22 protein-coding genes and 1 pseudogene are annotated in these 19,102 nt (G+C 49.2%); all 23 read left to right on the top strand.

What is annotated here, in order from left to right; all coding sequences use genetic code 11:
• The first annotated feature begins 397 nt into the window (after window positions 1–397).
• On the top strand, window positions 398–859 hold the full coding sequence (locus tag ACZ5Q0_RS07295) for an RNA polymerase sigma factor (protein WP_447182350.1): 462 nt from the start codon (window positions 398–400) through the stop codon (window positions 857–859).
• Window positions 860–1,002: 143 nt separating this feature from the next.
• Entirely contained in the window at window positions 1,003–1,185 is a 183-nt protein-coding gene (locus tag ACZ5Q0_RS07290) for a hypothetical protein (RefSeq protein ID WP_061212656.1), read from the top strand.
• Window positions 1,169–1,501, top strand: coding sequence for a DNA ligase (locus tag ACZ5Q0_RS07285; protein ID WP_447182349.1), 333 nt, complete (start codon window positions 1,169–1,171; stop codon window positions 1,499–1,501). The genes ACZ5Q0_RS07290 and ACZ5Q0_RS07285 overlap by 17 nt, the downstream gene beginning before the upstream one ends.
• A pseudogene (locus ACZ5Q0_RS07280) lies at window positions 1,494–2,610 on the top strand (DUF2800 domain-containing protein). Before ACZ5Q0_RS07285 ends, ACZ5Q0_RS07280 begins: the two are co-directional and overlap by 8 nt.
• Before the next feature lie 13 nt (window positions 2,611–2,623).
• On the top strand, window positions 2,624–3,202 hold the full coding sequence (locus ACZ5Q0_RS07275) for a DUF2815 family protein (protein WP_447182348.1): 579 nt from the start codon (window positions 2,624–2,626) through the stop codon (window positions 3,200–3,202).
• Window positions 3,199–5,139, top strand: a complete 1,941-nt coding sequence (locus tag ACZ5Q0_RS07270; RefSeq protein WP_447182347.1) for a DNA polymerase — start codon at window positions 3,199–3,201, stop codon at window positions 5,137–5,139. Before ACZ5Q0_RS07275 ends, ACZ5Q0_RS07270 begins: the two co-directional genes overlap by 4 nt.
• 78 nt (window positions 5,140–5,217) lie before the next feature.
• Entirely contained in the window at window positions 5,218–5,427 is a 210-nt protein-coding gene (locus ACZ5Q0_RS07265) for a hypothetical protein (protein ID WP_447182346.1), read from the top strand.
• The gene (locus ACZ5Q0_RS07260) at window positions 5,420–6,115 is read left to right on the top strand and encodes a BRO-N domain-containing protein (protein WP_447182345.1); all 696 of its coding nucleotides are present in this window, start codon (window positions 5,420–5,422) and stop codon (window positions 6,113–6,115) included. The genes ACZ5Q0_RS07265 and ACZ5Q0_RS07260 overlap by 8 nt, the downstream gene beginning before the upstream one ends.
• Window positions 6,112–6,537 (top strand): DUF7768 domain-containing protein, encoded by a 426-nt coding sequence (locus tag ACZ5Q0_RS07255; RefSeq protein WP_447182344.1) that lies wholly within the window; start codon window positions 6,112–6,114, stop codon window positions 6,535–6,537. Before ACZ5Q0_RS07260 ends, ACZ5Q0_RS07255 begins: the two co-directional genes overlap by 4 nt.
• Window positions 6,534–8,921 (top strand): virulence-associated E family protein, encoded by a 2,388-nt coding sequence (locus ACZ5Q0_RS07250; RefSeq protein ID WP_447182343.1) that lies wholly within the window; start codon window positions 6,534–6,536, stop codon window positions 8,919–8,921. The genes ACZ5Q0_RS07255 and ACZ5Q0_RS07250 overlap by 4 nt, the downstream gene beginning before the upstream one ends.
• Window positions 8,922–9,084: 163 nt before the next feature.
• Entirely contained in the window at window positions 9,085–9,366 is a 282-nt protein-coding gene (locus ACZ5Q0_RS07245) for a VRR-NUC domain-containing protein (RefSeq protein WP_447182342.1), read from the top strand.
• Window positions 9,347–10,702: an SNF2-related protein gene (locus ACZ5Q0_RS07240; protein WP_447182341.1), complete on the top strand. Its 1,356-nt coding sequence runs from the start codon at window positions 9,347–9,349 to the stop codon at window positions 10,700–10,702. The genes ACZ5Q0_RS07245 and ACZ5Q0_RS07240 overlap by 20 nt, the downstream gene beginning before the upstream one ends.
• Window positions 10,699–11,148 carry a sigma-70 family RNA polymerase sigma factor gene (locus tag ACZ5Q0_RS07235; RefSeq protein WP_447182340.1) on the top strand — a complete coding sequence of 150 codons (450 nt, stop codon included), beginning with the start codon at window positions 10,699–10,701 and terminating at the stop codon, window positions 11,146–11,148. The genes ACZ5Q0_RS07240 and ACZ5Q0_RS07235 overlap by 4 nt, the downstream gene beginning before the upstream one ends.
• Before the next feature lie 129 nt (window positions 11,149–11,277).
• Complete coding sequence (locus ACZ5Q0_RS07230) at window positions 11,278–11,634, top strand: HNH endonuclease (RefSeq protein WP_447182339.1); 357 nt, start codon at window positions 11,278–11,280, stop codon at window positions 11,632–11,634.
• 132 nt (window positions 11,635–11,766) lie between these two features.
• On the top strand, window positions 11,767–12,345 hold the full coding sequence (locus ACZ5Q0_RS07225) for a P27 family phage terminase small subunit (protein ID WP_447182338.1): 579 nt from the start codon (window positions 11,767–11,769) through the stop codon (window positions 12,343–12,345).
• Window positions 12,346–12,351: 6 nt separating this feature from the next.
• The gene (locus ACZ5Q0_RS07220) at window positions 12,352–13,587 is read left to right on the top strand and encodes a site-specific DNA-methyltransferase (protein ID WP_447182337.1); all 1,236 of its coding nucleotides are present in this window, start codon (window positions 12,352–12,354) and stop codon (window positions 13,585–13,587) included.
• Between the two features lie 65 nt (window positions 13,588–13,652).
• On the top strand, window positions 13,653–14,312 hold the full coding sequence (locus ACZ5Q0_RS07215) for a virulence protein (protein WP_447182336.1): 660 nt from the start codon (window positions 13,653–13,655) through the stop codon (window positions 14,310–14,312).
• The gene (locus ACZ5Q0_RS07210) at window positions 14,309–14,536 is read left to right on the top strand and encodes a DUF4314 domain-containing protein (RefSeq protein WP_447182335.1); all 228 of its coding nucleotides are present in this window, start codon (window positions 14,309–14,311) and stop codon (window positions 14,534–14,536) included. The genes ACZ5Q0_RS07215 and ACZ5Q0_RS07210 overlap by 4 nt, the downstream gene beginning before the upstream one ends.
• A 142-nt stretch (window positions 14,537–14,678) precedes the next feature.
• Window positions 14,679–15,578, top strand: coding sequence for an amidoligase family protein (locus ACZ5Q0_RS07205; protein WP_447182334.1), 900 nt, complete (start codon window positions 14,679–14,681; stop codon window positions 15,576–15,578).
• A 38-nt stretch (window positions 15,579–15,616) separates the two neighbouring features.
• On the top strand, window positions 15,617–16,066 hold the full coding sequence (locus ACZ5Q0_RS07200) for a gamma-glutamylcyclotransferase family protein (RefSeq protein ID WP_013843504.1): 450 nt from the start codon (window positions 15,617–15,619) through the stop codon (window positions 16,064–16,066).
• Between the two features lie 5 nt (window positions 16,067–16,071).
• Window positions 16,072–16,260: a DUF5049 domain-containing protein gene (locus ACZ5Q0_RS07195; protein ID WP_013843503.1), complete on the top strand. Its 189-nt coding sequence runs from the start codon at window positions 16,072–16,074 to the stop codon at window positions 16,258–16,260.
• A gap of 84 nt (window positions 16,261–16,344) precedes the next feature.
• Window positions 16,345–17,943 (top strand): terminase large subunit, encoded by a 1,599-nt coding sequence (locus ACZ5Q0_RS07190; RefSeq protein ID WP_447182874.1) that lies wholly within the window; start codon window positions 16,345–16,347, stop codon window positions 17,941–17,943.
• Between the two features lie 61 nt (window positions 17,944–18,004).
• The gene (locus ACZ5Q0_RS07185; RefSeq protein WP_447182333.1) at window positions 18,005–19,084 is read left to right on the top strand and encodes an FRG domain-containing protein; all 1,080 of its coding nucleotides are present in this window, start codon (window positions 18,005–18,007) and stop codon (window positions 19,082–19,084) included.
• Window positions 19,085–19,102: the final 18 nt, after the last annotated feature.

The raw sequence follows: 19,102 nt of genomic DNA, 5'->3' as shown, positions 1-19,102 counted from the left end.
TTGAAAATGGCGAGTTAAATACAATTATATCGTCAGCAGGGTGATCTTACGTGCACAAGAATGCAGCGCGAGGGTGATTACGGTATAGCGATATCACAAATTACAAATATTGTATTGCACATTTTTGCAAATGTCAACATACTGTTTGCCTTCGCAAATACATTGAGCGCAAGGTTGAACCCATATTGCTGAACAAACTCTCAAAGCCTGAGATGCGCATTAGGGCGGCGGGATACATAGGAAGTTCCAAGCATGGCAAAAGCCGTGCGGGGAGTTTCAGATGTACCCACCGTGCCTTGTTATGCCCATTTTAGGTAATTGTGGCCGGTGTACATCGAAGCACTGGCTTTTTATGTGTCCTTTCCGCCTAACCGCTCATCGGGCGGAAAGGACAATCATGGACAATCAGCGTTACATCGAAATCGCTGGACAGCAAATCCCCGTAACAGAAGAAGTCTACCGGGCGTATAAACGTCCGGCATGGGCTGAACACAAACGCAAAGATCGCGAAAAACGCTGCCGTGATGAAAACGGCAACCGCTGCAACAGGGACTGCAGCAAATGCGAAAAACAGCGGACAGGCAGTGTCCTCTCGCTGGACAAGTTTACCGAAGGGGGTTTCGATGTCGCCGACACCGTTGACATCGCCGAACTCGTAGCGGACAAGCTGCTCCTGGAAGAACTGTACATAGCCCTGGAAGAACTCGATCCGGATAACCGCAGAATTATTGAACTCTTCAGCATCGGCAAATCAGAACGGGAAATTGCCAGCGATATCGGCCTGTCTCAGAAAGCCATTAATAAAAGGAAGATAAAAATGTTCGCCCAGCTGCGGGAGCGTCTCAAAGACTTTATCTGATCATACAATCACGCCCTCTGGCGTCCTGGGGATATCAGATGCAGCGCAAAAAAGAAATTTCCTAAAAGAAGTACTCAACCCTCCTTCTTCTGTCCTGTGGATGGTGAGGGAAGAAAAGCATCCCTCGGAACGGAGGTTCAAAAATGGAAAAACAAGCACAACAAACAGACACCGAAATCCGCGACCGTGAGATGGATGAGGAATTGGCGGATGTCCTCACCGCAATCAGCGTGGTGTCAAAACGCCTTGCCCGGAAGCTAACGATGCTTTCACGGCAGGACAGAAAAAGGGCGGAAGGAGGAAACTCGGATGAGCAAGATGAGTGAACTATCCCTTGCTGTAAAGGAACTGAAGCGCTGCGGTGAAGCCCTTATCAGCATATCGGAGTCGCTTGCTGACTTGTTTAGCAGTGACGGTGATGCCCATACTGCGGATCAGCCGAAAGCGGAAGTCCCTGCGCCGGATGAAAAGCCCATCACCCTTGAGGCAGTCAGAGCCGTTCTTGCAGAAAAGAGCCGCGCCGGTCACACCGCTAAGGTTCGGGAACTGCTCGAAAAGCATGGTGCTAATAAGTTGTCGGAAATCGACCCTTCAGAATATCCGGCACTGCTCGCGGAAGCCGAGGTGCTGGGAAATGGGTAAGCACGCTCTCCTTTCCGCTTCCTCCTCTCACAGGTGGCTGCCCGCCTTCCGCAAGACTCTGCGAAAGTTATGAGGACAAGAGCAGCGAATATGCCGCTGAAGGAACGTCCGCCCATATGCTCTGCGAGTACAAGCTGAAGGTCGCACTCGGTATCCGTGCCAAAGACCCCACCGCTGACCTTTCCTTCTACAACGCGGAAATGGAGGACTGCACCAACGGCTATGCCGCCTATATCCTCGAACTGGTTGAAATGGCCAAACAAAGCTGTGCCGACCCGGTTGTTCTTATCGAACAGCGGCTCGACTTTTCCAAATACGTTGAGGGCGGCTTCGGTACCGGCGACTGTTTAGTTATCGCGGACGGTACACTCCACATCGTGGATTATAAACACGGACAAGGAGTACTGGTAGAAGTAGAGGATAACCCGCAAATGAAGCTGTATGCACTGGGAGCTTTGGAGATTTTTGATGGTATCTACGACATCGATACGGTTTCCATGACCATCTACCAACCCAGGCGCGATAACGTGTCCACCTACACGGTATTCAAGGAATCCTTGTACCAATGGGCTGAGGAAATTTTAAAGCCAACTGCCGAACTCGCTTACGCCGGGGACGGAGAATTCAACTGTGGCGAATGGTGCCAGTTCTGCAAAGTGAAGCACGAGTGCCGTGCCAGAGCCGAACGCAACCTGGAACTCGCCCGATATGACTTCAAGCTTCCTCCTCTGCTGGAGGACGATGAGGTTGAAGATATCCTTGGGAAAATCGACAGTCTAATTTCATGGGCCAACGACATCAAGAACTACGCCCTGCAGACTGCCCTCGGAGGTAAGCAGTGGAACGGGTGGAAGCTGGTCGAAGGCCGCTCCAACCGCAGATACACTGACGAGGCTGCGGTGGCTGATGCAGTCAGCGCGGCTGGATTTGACCCCTACGAACGCAAAGTCCTGGGTATCACCGCCATGACTTCTCTACTCGGCCAAAAACGTTTTGAAGAAGTTCTCGGTGGCTACATTGAAAAACCTCAAGGCAAACCAACGCTTGTGCCGGAAAGCGACAAACGCCCGGCAATCAACACTGCGCAACAAGATTTTAGTGAATTTTAAGGAGGAAAATCTCATGCCAAATAATTCAAACAGAGTCAATAGCAATCCTATGAAGGTTATCACCGGACCCGACACCCGCTGGTCTTATGCCAACGTCTGGGAGGCTAAGTCCATTAACGGAGGCACTCCGAAGTTCTCTGTATCGCTCATCATCCCCAAGTCCGACACTCGCACCATAGCAAAAATTAAAGCTGCAATTGAAGCAGCCTACCGTGAGGGTGAGGCTAAACTGAAAGGCAACGGCAAAACTGTGCCGCCCCTTTCCGCTATCAAGACACCACTGCGTGACGGCGATACCGAACGGCCGGATGATCCCGCCTATGCCAACGCCTACTTTATTAACGCTAACTCTGCAACCGCGCCCGGTATCGTAGACGCCAACCTCCAGCCCATCCTCGAACGTTCTGAGGTTTACAGCGGAGTTTACGGCAGAGCTAGTATCAACTTCTATGCTTTTAATAGCAACGGTAACAAAGGTATTGCCTGCGGACTGAACAATCTACAGAAAATCCGGGATGGTGAACCTCTTGGCGGCAAGTCCAGAGCTGAGGACGATTTCGCCACCGAGATCGATGAGGATTTCCTCTCATGAGGGCGCTCAGTATCGACATAGAAACGTACAGCACTGTAGACCTCGCCAAAAGCGGGGTCTACCGTTATACGGAATCACCGGACTTTGCAATTCTGCTCTTCGGCTATTCTGTTGATGGCGGCGAGGTTCGGGTGGTTGACCTCACGCGCGGCGAAACAATTCCACCCGAAGTGGTCGATGCGCTTATGGACGATAACGTGACAAAGTGGGCTTTCAACGCTCAGTTTGAACGCATCTGCTTGTCAAAGTGGCTGGGTATGTCCACGGGTCAGTATCTTGATCCAAATTCATGGCTCTGCACGATGGTGTGGTCGGCATACATGGGGCTACCCCTTTCCCTGGAGGGAGCCGGTGCCGTTCTGGGCTTGGAAAAGCAGAAGCTGACGGAAGGCAAGGACCTTATCCGCTACTTTTGCCAACCATGCAAATCTACCGCCGCAAACGGTGGTCGCACTCGTAATCTGCCAACCGATGCCCCGGATAAGTGGTCGTCATTCATAGCCTATAACCGTCGTGATGTGGAATCCGAGATATCCATACAAAAGAAGCTGGCAAAATTCCCCGTGCCGGAGGAAGTTTGGGAGGAATATCACCTCGACCAGGAGATCAACGACCGTGGTGTAGCGCTGGATATGGCTCTTGTGCGTCAAGCCATTGATATGGATAAAAGTTCACGCTCCGAGCTGACCCGTATGATACGGGAACTGACCAAAGTCGAGAATCCAAATTCTGTGGTTCAGATGAAGCAGTGGCTTTCCAACCACGGTCTTGAAACCGATACCCTCGGCAAGAAGGCCGTGGCGGAGCTGCTGAAAACAGCATCAGAACCGCTCGGTAAGGTGCTGGAACTCAGACAGTCACTGGCAAAGTCATCAGTTAAGAAATACACGGCTATGGAAAACGCCGTTTGCACTGACGGGCGCGCCCGTGGGATGTTCCAATTTTACGGCGCTAATCGAACCGGCAGATGGGCTGGCAGATTAATACAATTGCAAAATTTGCCCCAGAACCACATGCCCGACCTGGAACAGGCTCGAAACCTTGTGCGTTCTGGTAACCTCGCGGCTTTGGAAATACTCTACGAATCCGTACCAAATGTGTTGTCAGAACTCATCCGTACATCCTTTATCCCGAAAAGCGGCTGTAAATTCATCGTGGCTGACTTCTCGGCAATTGAAGCAAGAGTCATCGCCTGGCTTGCGGGCGAAAGATGGCGGCAGGAAGTCTTTGAATCCGGTGGTGATATCTACTGTGCTTCCGCTTCCCAGATGTTCCATGTTCCTGTAGAAAAAAACGGTATCAACGGCCACCTGCGGCAAAAAGGTAAAATCGCCGAACTCGCTCTCGGATACGGCGGATCAGTCGGCGCTCTCAAAGCTATGGGCGCAATTGAGATGGGGCTTGAAGAGGAAGAACTCCAACCACTTGTTTCCGCCTGGAGATCGTCGAACCCCAATATCGTACGACTTTGGTGGGATATCGACCGTGCCGCTATGACAGCAGTCAAGGAGCGTTCCTCCACAGCGACACATGGCATCCGCTTTTCCTATCAGAGCGGAATGCTCTTTATCATTCTTCCATCCGGCAGGCGTCTTTCATATGTGAAACCGCGTATTGGAGAAAACCGATTTAGATCAGACTGCATCACCTACGAAGGTGTCGGCGGCACAAAGAAATGGGAGCGGATTGATAGCTATGGCCCAAAGTTTGTGGAAAACATCGTCCAGGCCATAAGCCGGGATATCCTCTGCTATGCCATGCAGAATCTTCGAGACTGCGCCATCGTGATGCACGTCCACGATGAGATTGTTATCGAAGCTGATCACCGTATGTCAACTGAGGCTGTATGCAATCAAATGGGCCAAACCCCGCCCTGGGCAAAAGGCCTTTTACTGCGGGCAGACGGATATGAAACAGATTTTTATAAAAAAGACTGATATAAAGTACTCAAAACCGTGCCTCCTGTCCTGTGGATGGTAGAGGGCAATGATGCCTTCAAGATGGGAGGTAAAAACATGTTTTATGTAAGAGAAAAGATCAGCGACGCGGTTGAGGTAATTGTGGAAATCCACGATGACAATGTGTTCTGTACCTGCCCCGGCTGTGGGTGTGAGGTAGAAATTAACCTAGCAGAATTATTCAGCGATGACGAGGGTGACCTGTATGGCACAACGGTTTACTGCCAGAAGTGCAGCGGGTCAAGATTGGAGGATCGCTATGAATAACAAAATACAGATTTTCAACAACAGTGAATTCGGCTCATTAAGTGTGCTAATGATTAATGACAAGGCCTATTTCCCAGCAACGGAATGCGCCACCATTCTGGGGTATGCCAAACCACATAATGCAATAGCGATGCATTGTAGGTACTCCCTAAAACAGGGAGTACCTCATCCGCAAAATCCAAATAAAACGATTGAAAAAACTTTCATACCCGAGGGCGACCTTTACCGTCTCATTATCCGCTCTAACCTTCCCGGTGCCATCCGTTTTGAACACTGGGTGTTTGACGAGGTTCTCCCCTCTATCCGCAAGCATGGCACATATATGACGGAGACAACCATTGATAAAATACTTGCCGATCCTGACTTCGGCATTCGGCTTTTAACACAGCTTAAAGAGGAACAGATGAAAAATGCCAAACTTGCTGCCCAAAATGAGGAATTAGCCATAAGGCTCAATGAATCCGAGAAATTTTGGACAATTATGAAATTCAATCAGCACTTCAATATGGGATGGGACATGAAAACTTGCCAGCGTAACGGTCGGGCAGCATCAGCATACTCACGCCAGCACGGTTATGAAATTCAAAAGTGCCAAACGAATGATGACCGTTTTAAGTTCACCAACAGTTATGCCTATGAAGTGTTGGAAACCCTGTTCCTTCCCCAAAAGTGTGAGATGACGCTATGAGCACCGACAAATACAACTTAGAAGGCTACTATGACCCCACCGCCTATGAAGCTTTAACATCTATAGAGCAAGAGGAAAAGGCCGTTAGATCTTTTTGGCCTCTTGTATATATCTGTTCCCCCTACTCCGGGGATATCGGAAACAACATCAAGTCTGCCAGGCGATATAGCCGGTTTGCGGTTGATATGGGATATATCCCTATCACACCGCACCTGCTATATCCTCAGTTTTTAGATGACAATAACCTGGCAGAACGCAGCCTAGGATTATTCTTTGGCAATGTACTCATGGCAAAATGCGCTGAAGTCTGGGTGTTTGGCACTTATATCTCCTCCGGCATGAAGGCAGAGATTGAGAGAGCCAAGCGAAAGAAATACCCTATCAGATATTTTTCTGAGGACTGCAGGGAGGTTTCAGGATGAAGATTTCTTACGGCAATAGTCGCATGGATAAGAAGTGGAAAAACAGCGACATATCCTGGGAGGATTTCTGCATGCGAGTCAGTTCCACCGTCCGCACGACGGAAACCGTAGAGGAATACCGCAAACTGAAAAAAGGTCAGCAGGATGCTATCAAGGATGTAGGCGGTTATGTAGCCGGTCATTTGCGCGAAGGTAGGCGCAAAAAGGGCTTTGTACTCTGCCGCTCCATGATTCTTTTAGATATGGACTACGGAACGCCGGGGGTTTGGGATGAAGTCATTATGAAGTGCGGCTTTAAGTGCTGTGCCTACTCCACCCATAAGCATACTCCTGAAAAGCCTCGTATCCGCCTTGCCATCCCACTTTCCCGCGATGTTAGCGAAGCGGAATATCCTGCGGTAGCCCGGATGGTAGCAAAGGACATTGGAATTGACCTGTTCGATGATACAACTTATGAAGCCCACCGGCTCATGTACTGGCCGTCTACTTCGATGAACGGTAAATTCTGGTTTCAGAAAAAAGATGGCAGCAATCTTGACCCGGATATATATCTTGCACGCTATGACGATTGGCAGGACGAGTCCACATGGCCGCGCTCCAGCCGCCAATCCGAGGTGGCGCGAAGTGGTGTCGCCGAAGCCGGTAATCCGCTTACCAAGCCGGGTATCATCGGTGCGTTCAACCGTGCCTATACTGTTGAAGACGCAATCGACACCTTCCTCTCCGATGTATATGAGCCGTCCGCTATGAATGGAAGATACGACTATATACCAGCTGACAGCAGCGCGGGCGTGGTTATCTATGACAGCGTGTTCGCTTATAGCCATCATGCCACCGACCCCGTCTGCGGAAAACTGTTAAATGCGTTTGACCTGGTACGGCTTCATAAATTTCGAAGCCTTGACGATAAGTCCGCAGAAGATACCCCGGTAAATAAGCTGCCGTCCTATAAGGCAATGTCGGAGCTTGCTGTAAATGACGAACGTGTAAAACTGCTATTGGCAGAAGAACGCCGGACACAGGCTTCGGCTGAATTTGCCGTGGTAGATACAGACTGGGAGAAAAAACTGGAGTATGAGCCACGCTCTACCGTGCTTAAAAACTCCCTTGGCAACCTGCTGCTCATCCTAAAAAACGACCCAAAGCTGCAAGGCATCCGGTATAACCGGCTTGCCAATCAAATATATGGTGATGACGCTCTGCCGTGGGAACGTCCGTATCAGCCATGGCGGGATGCGGATATGGCGCAGCTGGTTGCTTATGTAGATAAAACCTACGGCACATTTTCTTCCCGCAACTATGAGCTTGCGCTTACCAAGGTGGCAGATGACCGCGCCTACCATCCTATTCGTGATTACCTGGACAATCTACCCGAATGGGACGGCGTCAATCGTGTGGAAACCTTGCTGGTTAAGTATTTTGGCGCGGAGGATTCGGAGTATACCAGAATGGTCACGCGTAAAACCCTCGCGGCGGCGGTGGCCCGTATCTATCAGCCGGGCATCAAGTTTGACTCCATGCTGGTCTTAAACGGACGGACCGACCTCGGTAAATCCACTTTCTTTGCCCGGCTGGCCGGAGAATGGTTTTCCGATAGCCTAAACTTTACCGATATGGGCAAAGGTAAAGATGCTGCAGAAAAGATTCAGGGTGTCTGGATTGTAGAAATTCCTGAATTAGCGGGTCTATCGAAAATGGACGTCAACAACATAAAGGGCTTTCTCTCCCGACAAGACGACCAGTACCGCCCCTCCTATGGGCGGACAGTCGAAAGCCATCCGCGCCAATGTATTATCGTCGGCTCTACGAATGCGGAAAACGCAGGATTCCTGCGTGATACCACCGGCAATCGCCGTTTCTGGGTGGTGCGTGTCTGGGGCGGCAGTAATAAAGGTTGGGATTTGCCCGAAACTGATGTGCCGCAGATCTGGGCTGAAGCAAAGCACTACTGGATGCAGGGAGAAAAACTCTATCTTGAAGGAAAAGTCGCCCAGCAAGCAAAAGCGGAACAGACGGCGGCGCTGGAGGCTGATGAGCGCGAAGGCATGGTGCGCGAATACCTCGATATGCTCCTGCCGGAAGGTTGGTATGATATGGATTTGTACAGCCGGAAACATTACTTTTCCTCGGACGACCCATTGCGGCCGGAAGGCAAGATTAAGCGCGAGTACGTCAGCAATATGGAAATCTGGTGTGAATGCTTCGGCAATGACCGGGGTAAATTCGAGCGCCAGGCTGACAGTTACAAAATCAAGCTAATCATGCAAAAGATCGGCGGCTGGGTGTACTCCGGCCAGAAAAAGAAAATTAAGGGTTATGGCGCTCAGTATGTATGGGTGCGAACCATTGATGGAACCGAAAATCTTAATCATGGAACCTCTTAGAACCTTGAAATATCAACACTTTTTCCAAGGGTTCCATGGTTCCAAAATATATAAATATTTTTGTATATAGAGAAAGGGTATCGTGTTTACCTCATATACGCGCGTATAGGTTATATGGAATTCTTGGAACTTTGGAACCTTGGAACTGGCAGAAAGGAATTGTATGAGAGAAAAAACCATAGAAATAAAACTCACAAACACAGTCAAATCGATGGGCGGCATCGCCCTGAAGCTTATCTCACCAGGTTTTGATGGTGTGCCTGACCGCTTAGTACTTCTACCCTATGGCAAGCTTGCCTTCGTAGAACTTAAAGCACCAGGGAAGCGACTTCGTCCTTTGCAGGAAAAGCGAAAAAGGCAACTGGAGGCGTTAGGGTATTTAGTATTCTGCATTGACGGTGCCGAGCAGATTGGAGAGATGATTGATGAAATATTGTCCTCATGACTACCAAACATATGCAACCAATTTCATACTGCAGCATCCTATTTCGGCGGTATTTCTGGATATGGGGCTTGGCAAGAGCGTAATTACGCTGACTGCCATTTTTGACCTTGTGCTAGACAGTTTTCTCATCCGCAAGGTACTCGTTATTGCCCCCCTCAGAGTGGCACGAGATACTTGGCCTTTTGAAATCGAAAAGTGGGATCACCTGAAAGGCATGACATACTCAGTGGCCATTGGCACTGAACAGGAACGCAAGTTTGCACTGATGCGAAACGTTGATGTGTATATTATCAACCGGGAAAACGTGGACTGGCTGGTTAATAAGAGCGGCCTTCCCTTCGATTTCGACATGGTGGTGGTTGACGAACTTTCCTCCTTCAAGGCATATAGTTCAAAGCGATTCAAGGCACTTCGCCGCGTCCGCCCGAAGGTAAAACGCATCGTTGGGCTAACAGGCACACCATCCGGTAACGGTCTCATGGATTTATGGGCGGAAATCGGCATTCTTGACATGGGTCAGCGGCTCGGTCGCTTCATCACCCATTACCGTAACAAATTCTTTACTCCGGAAAAGCGCAATCAGCTTGTGGTATTTAGCTATAAACCGCTACCCGGAGCAGAGGATGAAATTTACCGCCGTATTTCCGATATCACCATCAGCATGAAAAACACAGACTACCTCAATATGCCGGAATGCGTGGTAAACGAGATCTCCGTTCGGCTGTCGGACAAAGAGAAAAAGGTCTATGACACCATGAAACGGGATCTGGCCTTTTCACTGGAAGGACAAGAGATTGATGCCGGAAGCGCCGCCAGCCTGTCAAACAAGTTGCTACAAATGGCTAATGGTGCGGTTTATGCCGACGATGGCTCAGTAGCCAAAATCCACGATCGCAAGCTGGATGCTCTTGAGGATGTAATCGAAGCTGCCAATGGCAAACCGGTTCTCATTGCCTACTGGTACAAGCATGATCTGGAGCGGATACTTCAGCGCTTCCCCGCCGAGAAGCTGGACAGCAGCGATTCCATCAAGAGATGGAATGACGGAGAAATACAGCTGGCCGTGATCCACCCGGCATCCGCCGGGCATGGACTTAATCTGCAGGCGGGCGGTTCCACTCTGGTCTGGTTTGGGCTGACATGGTCGTTGGAACTCTACCAGCAGACCAACGCCCGGCTCTGGCGGCAAGGTCAGAAGGATACAGTTGTTATCCATCACATTATCACCAAAGGTACGATTGACGAGCAAGTAATGCAAGCCTTACGACTCAAAGACAAAACCCAGACCGCTTTGATAGATGCGGTAAAAGCAAACCTTAAGGAGGTGGCAGCATGATTGCGCTGAAATATATTAATAAGAACGCCGCTACCGTAGCCGCCATCCGCGACTATAATAATATGCGGTTTATCATCAACAACACTCCAGAGGAAATCAAAAACGTGTACGAAAAAATGATAACACCTAGAATCCCGAAGCTATCCAGGATGCCGTCTGCCAGGAACCCCCAGGCTGGAGCCGACAAACTGGCAGCGCAGATTGACAAGCTGGACATCCTGAAGGAACGCTACAGCCAGGCGATTGAGTACATGGCATGGTTCGAGCCTGCCTGGTCCAGCCTGACCGATACCGAGCAGCACATTTTATCTGAATACTACATGGGCGACAATCAGAAGTCCGGAGCAACCTACCGTCTGATGAATGAACTTAGTTACAGCGAAAGCCACGTGGAGAGATTAAGGAGCAATGCATTGAACCACCTGCGCAGTATGCTGTTCGGATAAAGATGAGGGAATTATGAGGGAGTGTTTGCCTGAGGACCAAGTATAATATTAATATCGAAAGCTGTATCAAGAGCCTTCGCGGAGTTACAACCGCGGGGGCTTTTTGTATGCCAATAACGAGGTGAACCAATGCCATACAAGCCCAAGCGGCCGTGTTCCCACCCTGGCTGTCCCAAGCTGACAGCCAGCAGATTCTGCGAGGAGCACACCAAGGACGAAGCAAAACGATACGAACGCTATCAGCGGGACCCAGCCGTGAAGAAACGTTACGGCAGGAGTTGGAAGCGTATTCGGGATAGATATATCACGGCGCACCCACTTTGCGAGCAATGTCAAAAGGACGGACGGATCACGCCTGCTGAGGAAGTACACCACATCAAGCCGCTATCCCAAGGAGGCACCAACGATGTGGACAACCTCATGAGTTTGTGTACGTCTTGTCACTCCGAGATCACTGCCCGCGAAGGCGGTCGTTGGCGGAAATGAGTTTCATGTCACCCCCAGGGGGATCTAAATCTCTACAGCCCTACCTATGGAGAACGGGCGGCCCCCTTCGCGCGTAAAAATCGCGGTTCAAACGGGGGATTAAACCCTGCCAAAGCAAGGAGGTGAAGGCTTGTGGCAAAAGACGGGACCAATAGGGGCGGCCGCAGGGTTCGCGCCGGTGACAAGCCGCAGCCCCTGGCTGACAAAATCTCGGCCGGAAAGGCCGCAAAAGTTTTAGCAGCCCCGGAACTGCATCCCGAGTCGATGCTTGAAGCGGACGACCTTAACGATGCGGCCGATTTATACGGAGAAGATATGCCAACGCCCAGCGATTACCTCAGCGCGAGACAGAGAGACGGTAAGCCGCTGGGCGCTGACGATCTGTTCAGAGAAACTTGGAAATGGCTTAAAGAGCGCGGGTGTGAGAAATTCGTTAACCCAAGATTGATTGAAGCCTATGCCCAGGCTTTCACTCGCTACATCCAGTGTGAGGAAGCCATCAGCACCTACGGGCTTTTGGGCAAACACCCGACCACGGGTGGCGCTATAGCTAGTCCCTTCGTACAGATGAGCCAATCTTTTCAGAAGCAGGCCAACCTCATCTGGTACGAGATTTTTGACATTGTAAAACAGAATTGCACTACAGCCTTCGTCGGCAACCCGCAGGATGATATTATGGAAGCCCTGCTGTCAGGCAGGAAAGGACGGTAGGTATAGATGAACACAACCGAGCGTTTTGAAAAAGTTAATATCGACCGGTTAGTACCATATGCCCGCAACGCCCGCACCCACAGCAAGGAGCAAATACTTCAGCTTCGAGCATCACTAAGGGAGTTCGGCTTCGTTAACCCGGTCATCGTAGATAAAGACCTCAATGTTATCGCGGGACACGGGCGCATCCTCGCTGCCAAGGAGGAAGGTATTACTGAAGTACCTTGTGTGTTCGCGGAACACCTGACTGAAACCCAGAAGCGGGCCTATATTATAGCCGATAACCGCCTTGCCCTGAACGCTGGCTGGGACGCGGAGATGCTCTCGGTAGAGCTTGCCGATTTGCAGGCTGCCGATTTTGACGTATCTCTTCTCGGCTTTGATGACGCGGAACTGAACAAACTACTGGGCGGTGCCGAGGACGTTAAAGAAGATGACTTTGATGTAGAAGGCGAACTGGCCAAGCCCGCTATATCTAAGGCGGGTGACCTCTGGTTGCTGGGGCATCACCGCTTGGTCTGCGGCGATAGTACCAAAGCGGAGACCTTTTCCCTGCTTATGGACGGTAAACTTGCCAACCTGGTGGTGACTGACCCTCCCTACAACGTCAACTATGAGGGTACAGCAGGCAAAATTAAAAATGACAATATGGCGGACCAAAAGTTCTATCAGTTTCTGCTTGATGCTTTCACCCTGACCGAAAAGGCGATGGCCAAGGACGCAAGTATCTATGTGTTCCACGCAGATACTGAGGGATTAAACTTTCGTAAAGCCTTTTCGGAAGCGGGATTCTATCTCTCGGGGACCTGCATCTGGAAAAAGCAGTCGCTGGTACTGGGGCGCTCGCCTTACCAGTGGCAGCACGAGCCGATCCTGTTTGGCTGGAAGAAAACGGGCAAACATGCCTGGTACTCCGACCGTAAGCAGTCTACCATCTGGGAGTTTGACAAGCCCAGGAAGAACGCTGACCACCCGACCATGAAACCCGTGCCGCTGGTGGCTCACCCGATACTCAACTCCAGTATGACAGGCTGTATTGTTCTTGATCCGTTCGGTGGTTCGGGCAGCACCCTGATCGCCTGTGAGCAGACCGGCCGGATTTGCCACACCGTGGAACTGGATGAGAAGTTCTGTGATGTTATTGTGAATAGGTACATTGAGTTTAAGGGTTCCGACATTGATGTTTTTATCATGCGCGATGATCAGAAAATACCCTTTAACAGTGTACCAAAACTGGTATAAAGGCTTGCTATTCCACAGCTTAAGAGTGATGTATATGACTACCAAAAAGAAAGGTGGTCGATCTCATGGAATTTAAGTTTAACATTACCGGCGCTAGGCGCAAAGAACTGGTTCAGGTGATCAGCGAAATCCTTAATACTGCACCGGAATACAAAGGCGCTCCCACATTTGCTTATGTCATAGGCGGATTTACCGTCAACAAAGAAGGCACTCTCAGCGCCAGTGAAAACAACAGTGAGGAAGATCTTGAGCAACTATTAAACGAGCTTGACCAACGCGGATTTCAATTTGAAGCGCCGAGCGAACTGGTTATTGAGATGCCCAGGAAAGGTTTTACCGAAGCCGCCATTGCCAATCTGGAGCGGCTGGTTAAGAGCAAGGAAACTCTTATTAAGAAAGCCCTGGACACAGACAGGTTGCCAATTGAACTGACCGAGGACAGGCTGCGTTTCCCTTGGTTCTCCAGAAGCCTTGCAGCGGAAGAAGTCAACGCCTATGCCCGCTTCATCGGTGCGCTCTGCGCCATGGCCAAGAACCAGCATCGGGTAACCGCCACCGAAAAGACTTATGATAACGAAAAATACGCTTTTCGCTGCTTCCTGCTGCGCTTAGGATTTATCGGGCCGGAATACAAAACGGAACGAAAAATTCTGCTCTCCAGGTTAACCGGCAGCGCTGCTTTCAAAAACGGCCAGCGCAATTTGGAGGAGGAGACTGAAGCATGAAGCAGATTCATCCTGAAATGTTAAAGGCTTTGAGGTCATATTATCCCCCGGGTACGCGGGTCGAATTGGTCCGTATGGAGGACCCGTACACCAGGTTAAAGCCCGGCGACCGGGGCAGCGTATCCTTTATCGACGATACCGGCACGGTGTTTGTTGACTGGGACTCGGGCAGCAGGCTGGGGGCAGTTTTCGGTGAAGATGAAATCAGAAAACTCGAAGAATAACTGGGGGTAACCGCCAAGATTAAAGCCAATATTTATGCGGGTTTCAGCCATTTATTTTGCTTAAATCCCTTGCTATATAGCCCTTTCAGAGTGATATATGTACACACCAAAGAAAAACACACCTGAAAGGAGCTTGGATAGCATGTTTAACGCCAAATTTGGGATCGAGATTGAATTCACCGGGATTACCAGAAGCCAAGCCGCTGAGGTTGCGGCGCAGTTTCTAAACGGAAGGATTGAAAACTGCCGGGACAGCTACGACACCAAAAAGGTACACACACCGGACGGGCGAGCCTGGAAGTTTATGAGCGACGGGAGCATTCGCCGGGAAGTAAAGGTGAACGGCAGAAGGATCAGCGCCGAGCACGAATACAGCGTTGAACTGGTAAGCCCAGTGCTTACCTACCGTGAAGACATTACTACCCTGCAGGAACTGGTCAGGAAACTGCGCAAAGCGGGCGCCTTAACCAACCCCTCCTGCGGGATACATATCCACTTGGATGGCTCAAACCATACACCAAGAAGCATTAAAAACTTCATCAACATCATCGCCAGCAAGAACGACCTTTTTTACAAGGCCCTGCAGATAGAGCCGGAACGGATGAGATTTTGCAAGAAGATGGATAATGCTTTGGTGGAAAAGATAAACGTCAGAAAGCCGAAAACCATGCGGGAATTTGAGGAGCTCTGGTACGAAGGCTACTTGGAAAGCCGCAGCCGTCACTACCATGAGAGCCGCTACCACTTTTTGAACCTGCACAGCTTTTTTAACGGCAACCATACGGTCGAGCTAAGGGGCTTTAACAGCGAACTGCACGCGGGCAAAATCAGGAGCTACATAGTTTTAGCCCTGGCCATAAACCACCAGGCATTGACCCAAAAAAGCGCCAGCGCCAGGAAGCCCCAGGTTGAAAACGAAAAGTTCGCCATGCGGACTTACTTGAACCGCATCGGCTTCATTGGCGACGAGTTCAAAAACTGCCGCGAGCACCTTTGCAAACACCTGGAAGGCTCAGCGGCATGGAGGTTTCGGGCGGCTTAAGCCGCCGCCGAAGCCAGTTAAAAAGGAGGATACCCTTTATGGATAAGAATAACAAACTGTACATTGCCTACGGCTCCAACCTGAATCTTGCGCAGATGGCTGGCCGATGCCCAACCGCCAGGGTAATCGGCAAAAGTAAGATGAAAGACTGGCGGCTCCTGTTTAGGGGTTCGCGTACGGGCGCGGTAGCAACGGTGGAGCCTAAAAAAGGAAGCAGCGTCCCGGTTCTGGTTTGGGAGATAACACCCGCCGACGAGGCGGCGCTCGACCGCTATGAAGGCTGGCCGTTCCTCTACTGTAAGGAAACGGTCAAGGTGAAGATAAACGGCAAGACCGTCAAGGCCATGGTGTACATCATGAACGAAGGCAGGCCGCCGGGCCAGCCCAGCTGCTACTACTATTCAACAATACTGGAGGGTTACCAGGACGCGGGCTTTAATATGGATATCCTGCGCCGGGCAGCCGCCGAATCTGTAGAAATGGAGTAAGCCAAATGAACGAGAACATACGGATGCAGATTTTAGCCATCAGGGAAAGCGGCGTCACGAATATGTTTGACATTCCCCGTGTTACTCAGGAAGCATACTCCCGAGATTTTCACGAACTGGTTAATTACCTTAATGACCACAAGACCGAGTACGCGCGCTTTATCCTGACGGGCGAGGAAGATGAGAGCAAATAACTGAAGGCCAATAAATATGCGGTTAACAGAGCTTCTTAATGAGGCTCTTTTCTTTTATTCGCTTTAAGAAAGGAGGCGGCAATCATACGCAAACTCAAGAAATATAAACCGACACAGTTTATGGCACCAGATTCAAAATACAGCAAAGATGCCGCCGACTATGCTGTGGCGTTTATCCAAGCCCTGTGCCACACCAAAGGCTCCTGGGCTGGAAAGCCCTTTGAACTCATCGACTGGCAGGAACAGATTATACGCGATATTTTTGGGATACTGAAACCCAATGGCTATAGGCAATTCAATACGGCTTATGTGGAAATTCCAAAGAAAATGGGTAAGTCTGAACTGGCGGCCGCCATTGCCTTGCTTCTCACCTGCGGGGACAACGAGGAGCGTGCCGAGGTTTACGGCTGTGCCGCCGACCGCCAGCAGGCATCCATCGTGTTTGAGGTTGCCGCCGATATGGTGCGGATGTGTCCCGCACTAAACAAACGTGTTAAGATCCTGGCCTCCACCAAGCGGCTTATTTACCTGCCGACCAATAGCTTTTATCAAGTGCTGTCGGCTGAAGCTTATTCGAAGCATGGTTTCAACATCCACGGCGTGGTATTTGATGAGCTGCATACCCAGCCTAACCGGAAATTGTTTGACGTCATGACCAAAGGCTCAGGGGATGCTAGGATGCAGCCGCTTTACTTCCTCATCACAACAGCGGGCGATAACGTCAACAGTATTTGCTATGAGGTGCATCAAAAAGCCAAAGATCTGCTGGCCGGTCGCAAGCATGATGCTACGTTTTATCCTGTAATCTATGGAGCGGAGGAAGATGACGACTGGACTGACCCTAAAGTGTGGAAAAAAGTTAATCCGTCGCTGGGTATAACCGTAAGTATCGACAAGATTAAAGCTGCCTGTGAAAGCGCAAAACAAAACCCTGCTGAAGAAAACAGCTTCCGGCAGCTTAGGCTCAACCAATGGGTCAAACAGGCAGTTCGCTGGATGCCCATGGAGAAATGGGACAAATGCGCTTTTAAGGTTGACCCGGAAGAACTAAAAGGCCGGGTGTGCTATGGCGGGTTGGACTTATCCAGTACGACGGATATAACGGCTTTTGTGCTGGTTTTTCCGCCGGTTGATGAGGACGATAAATTTCATATTCTCCCCTACTTCTGGATACCGGAAGAAAACCTCGACCTGCGTGTTCGGCGCGATCACGTAAACTACGACCTGTGGCAAAAGCAGGGGTATCTTAAAACCACCGAAGGCAATGTGGTACATTACGGATTCATCGAAAGCTTTATCGAGGAACTCGGAACCAAATACAACATTAAAGAAATTGCCTTTGACCGTTGGGGAGCGGTCCAGATGACACAGAACCTGGAAGGGCTTGGTTTTACGGTGGTGCCGTTTGGCCAGGGTTTTAAGGATATGTCCCCTCCTACCAAGGAACTAATGAAACTGACCCTGGAAGAAAAGATCGCCCATGGCGGCCATCCGGTTCTGCGCTGGATGATGGATAATATCTTTATCCGTACTGACCCGGCTGGAAATATCAAACCCGACAAAGAGAAAAGCACCGAGCGGATTGATGGTGCAGTAGCAACAATTATGGCGCTGGATAGGGCGATCCGGAACGGCGTTAGAAATGGCAGTGTATACGATGAGAGAGGTATACTGATGTTATAAAACATCAACATATCTGGTACAATTTTCTTTAGTTAAAATGATATTAATTGGAAGGCTTATTATGGTTAAAGAAGAGCATAAAACAATTGCCCAATTGGAGGAAGCCCGACGAAAACATTACCAGGGAAAGGTAGCTCCAGGGTGGAAATATCGTGGTATAGAATGTGGTTTTTTGCATAATCCCGGTGTTATACTCAACACACCTGTAGGTCGTGCAATAATGCCAAATCTAATGCACCCCTTTGTATATAGAGGACAAAATCAAGAATATGATTACTTTATACCAAGCATTTACAGGAAACCAATCCATCCCGATGGTTTTACCGATGAACTTCGTCTATTCTATCGGGAATTACAGCTTGTTGAATTTTGCTTATTTATTAACTCATTTCCAAGAGTTAAAAAATGGCGGGAATATGGATTTTATGTATGGGAAGAGTGCATAGCACAGCATTATGGGTTGTATACTTCATTGCTTGATATCACTAATAATTTTGATGTTGCCCTATTCTTTGCGTGCTGTAAATATGACCATATTAATAACTCCTATAGACCTTTAAGCACTATGGATATCAAAGGTAATCAATATGGAGTTATTTATGGGAAGTTTTTTGATTTGATTCCTCCTTTGGAACAAATACCTTATAAACCGTTAGGATTTCAACCATTTATGAGACCAAACAACCAGAGGGGTTTTACTGTGTGTTTATACAACAATAAACAGGCTACTGAAGAGTCGTTAGGCTTTGATTGGAAGATTAAATTCAAACATGATATTGGTTATTCCAAAAAAGTATTTGATGAGTTTGATGGCGGAGAAAAGATTTTTGTAAAAAAAGATGTAAATAAAATCGAAAATATTATTAACCAAATAAAAGATGCTTCAGAATATTCGCAAGCAGCTTTCGATGAAGTTTATACCCAACATTCATGGAATAAAAGTAAAGAATATTATGAGCTTGAATTGAATAAAGCAGGCATTGAGATCGGCTACAAACCGTACAAGATCACTGAAGAAGATATTAATAGTTTAGATGCAAACTGGGATTTTGGTAGTTTCTTAAGGGAGTGTGGGGTGGATCAACTTTATGAGATTAAGCAGGAGAAGGAGAAAATAATAATACTAAATTATGATTTCTGATTATTTATGACACAAGCA

This window comes from Syntrophomonas erecta subsp. sporosyntropha, from assembly GCF_055395365.1.
The sequence above is the reverse complement of the archived record's forward strand: the minus strand, read 5'-3'. Positions and strand labels throughout refer to the sequence as shown.

Excerpts from the sequence above, each read along its gene's own strand:
- ACZ5Q0_RS07235 (WP_447182340.1), top strand. The coding sequence starts at position 10,699 with ATGATTGCGCTGAAATATATTAATAAGAACGCCGCTACCGTAGCCGCC.
- ACZ5Q0_RS07285 (WP_447182349.1), top strand. The coding sequence starts at position 1,169 with ATGAGCAAGATGAGTGAACTATCCCTTGCTGTAAAGGAACTGAAGCGC.
- ACZ5Q0_RS07185 (WP_447182333.1), top strand. The coding sequence starts at position 18,005 with ATGGTTAAAGAAGAGCATAAAACAATTGCCCAATTGGAGGAAGCCCGA.
- ACZ5Q0_RS07205 (WP_447182334.1), top strand. The coding sequence starts at position 14,679 with ATGTTTAACGCCAAATTTGGGATCGAGATTGAATTCACCGGGATTACC.
- ACZ5Q0_RS07215 (WP_447182336.1), top strand. The coding sequence starts at position 13,653 with ATGGAATTTAAGTTTAACATTACCGGCGCTAGGCGCAAAGAACTGGTT.
- ACZ5Q0_RS07240 (WP_447182341.1), top strand. The coding sequence starts at position 9,347 with ATGAAATATTGTCCTCATGACTACCAAACATATGCAACCAATTTCATA.
- ACZ5Q0_RS07290 (WP_061212656.1), top strand. The coding sequence starts at position 1,003 with ATGGAAAAACAAGCACAACAAACAGACACCGAAATCCGCGACCGTGAG.
- ACZ5Q0_RS07295 (WP_447182350.1), top strand. The coding sequence starts at position 398 with ATGGACAATCAGCGTTACATCGAAATCGCTGGACAGCAAATCCCCGTA.
- ACZ5Q0_RS07210 (WP_447182335.1), top strand. The coding sequence starts at position 14,309 with ATGAAGCAGATTCATCCTGAAATGTTAAAGGCTTTGAGGTCATATTAT.
- ACZ5Q0_RS07250 (WP_447182343.1), top strand. The coding sequence starts at position 6,534 with ATGAAGATTTCTTACGGCAATAGTCGCATGGATAAGAAGTGGAAAAAC.
- ACZ5Q0_RS07230 (WP_447182339.1), top strand. The coding sequence starts at position 11,278 with ATGCCATACAAGCCCAAGCGGCCGTGTTCCCACCCTGGCTGTCCCAAG.
- ACZ5Q0_RS07265 (WP_447182346.1), top strand. The coding sequence starts at position 5,218 with ATGTTTTATGTAAGAGAAAAGATCAGCGACGCGGTTGAGGTAATTGTG.
- ACZ5Q0_RS07275 (WP_447182348.1), top strand. The coding sequence starts at position 2,624 with ATGCCAAATAATTCAAACAGAGTCAATAGCAATCCTATGAAGGTTATC.
- ACZ5Q0_RS07195 (WP_013843503.1), top strand. The coding sequence starts at position 16,072 with ATGAACGAGAACATACGGATGCAGATTTTAGCCATCAGGGAAAGCGGC.
- ACZ5Q0_RS07220 (WP_447182337.1), top strand. The coding sequence starts at position 12,352 with ATGAACACAACCGAGCGTTTTGAAAAAGTTAATATCGACCGGTTAGTA.
- ACZ5Q0_RS07255 (WP_447182344.1), top strand. The coding sequence starts at position 6,112 with ATGAGCACCGACAAATACAACTTAGAAGGCTACTATGACCCCACCGCC.
- ACZ5Q0_RS07200 (WP_013843504.1), top strand. The coding sequence starts at position 15,617 with ATGGATAAGAATAACAAACTGTACATTGCCTACGGCTCCAACCTGAAT.
- ACZ5Q0_RS07270 (WP_447182347.1), top strand. The coding sequence starts at position 3,199 with ATGAGGGCGCTCAGTATCGACATAGAAACGTACAGCACTGTAGACCTC.
- ACZ5Q0_RS07260 (WP_447182345.1), top strand. The coding sequence starts at position 5,420 with ATGAATAACAAAATACAGATTTTCAACAACAGTGAATTCGGCTCATTA.
- ACZ5Q0_RS07245 (WP_447182342.1), top strand. The coding sequence starts at position 9,085 with ATGAGAGAAAAAACCATAGAAATAAAACTCACAAACACAGTCAAATCG.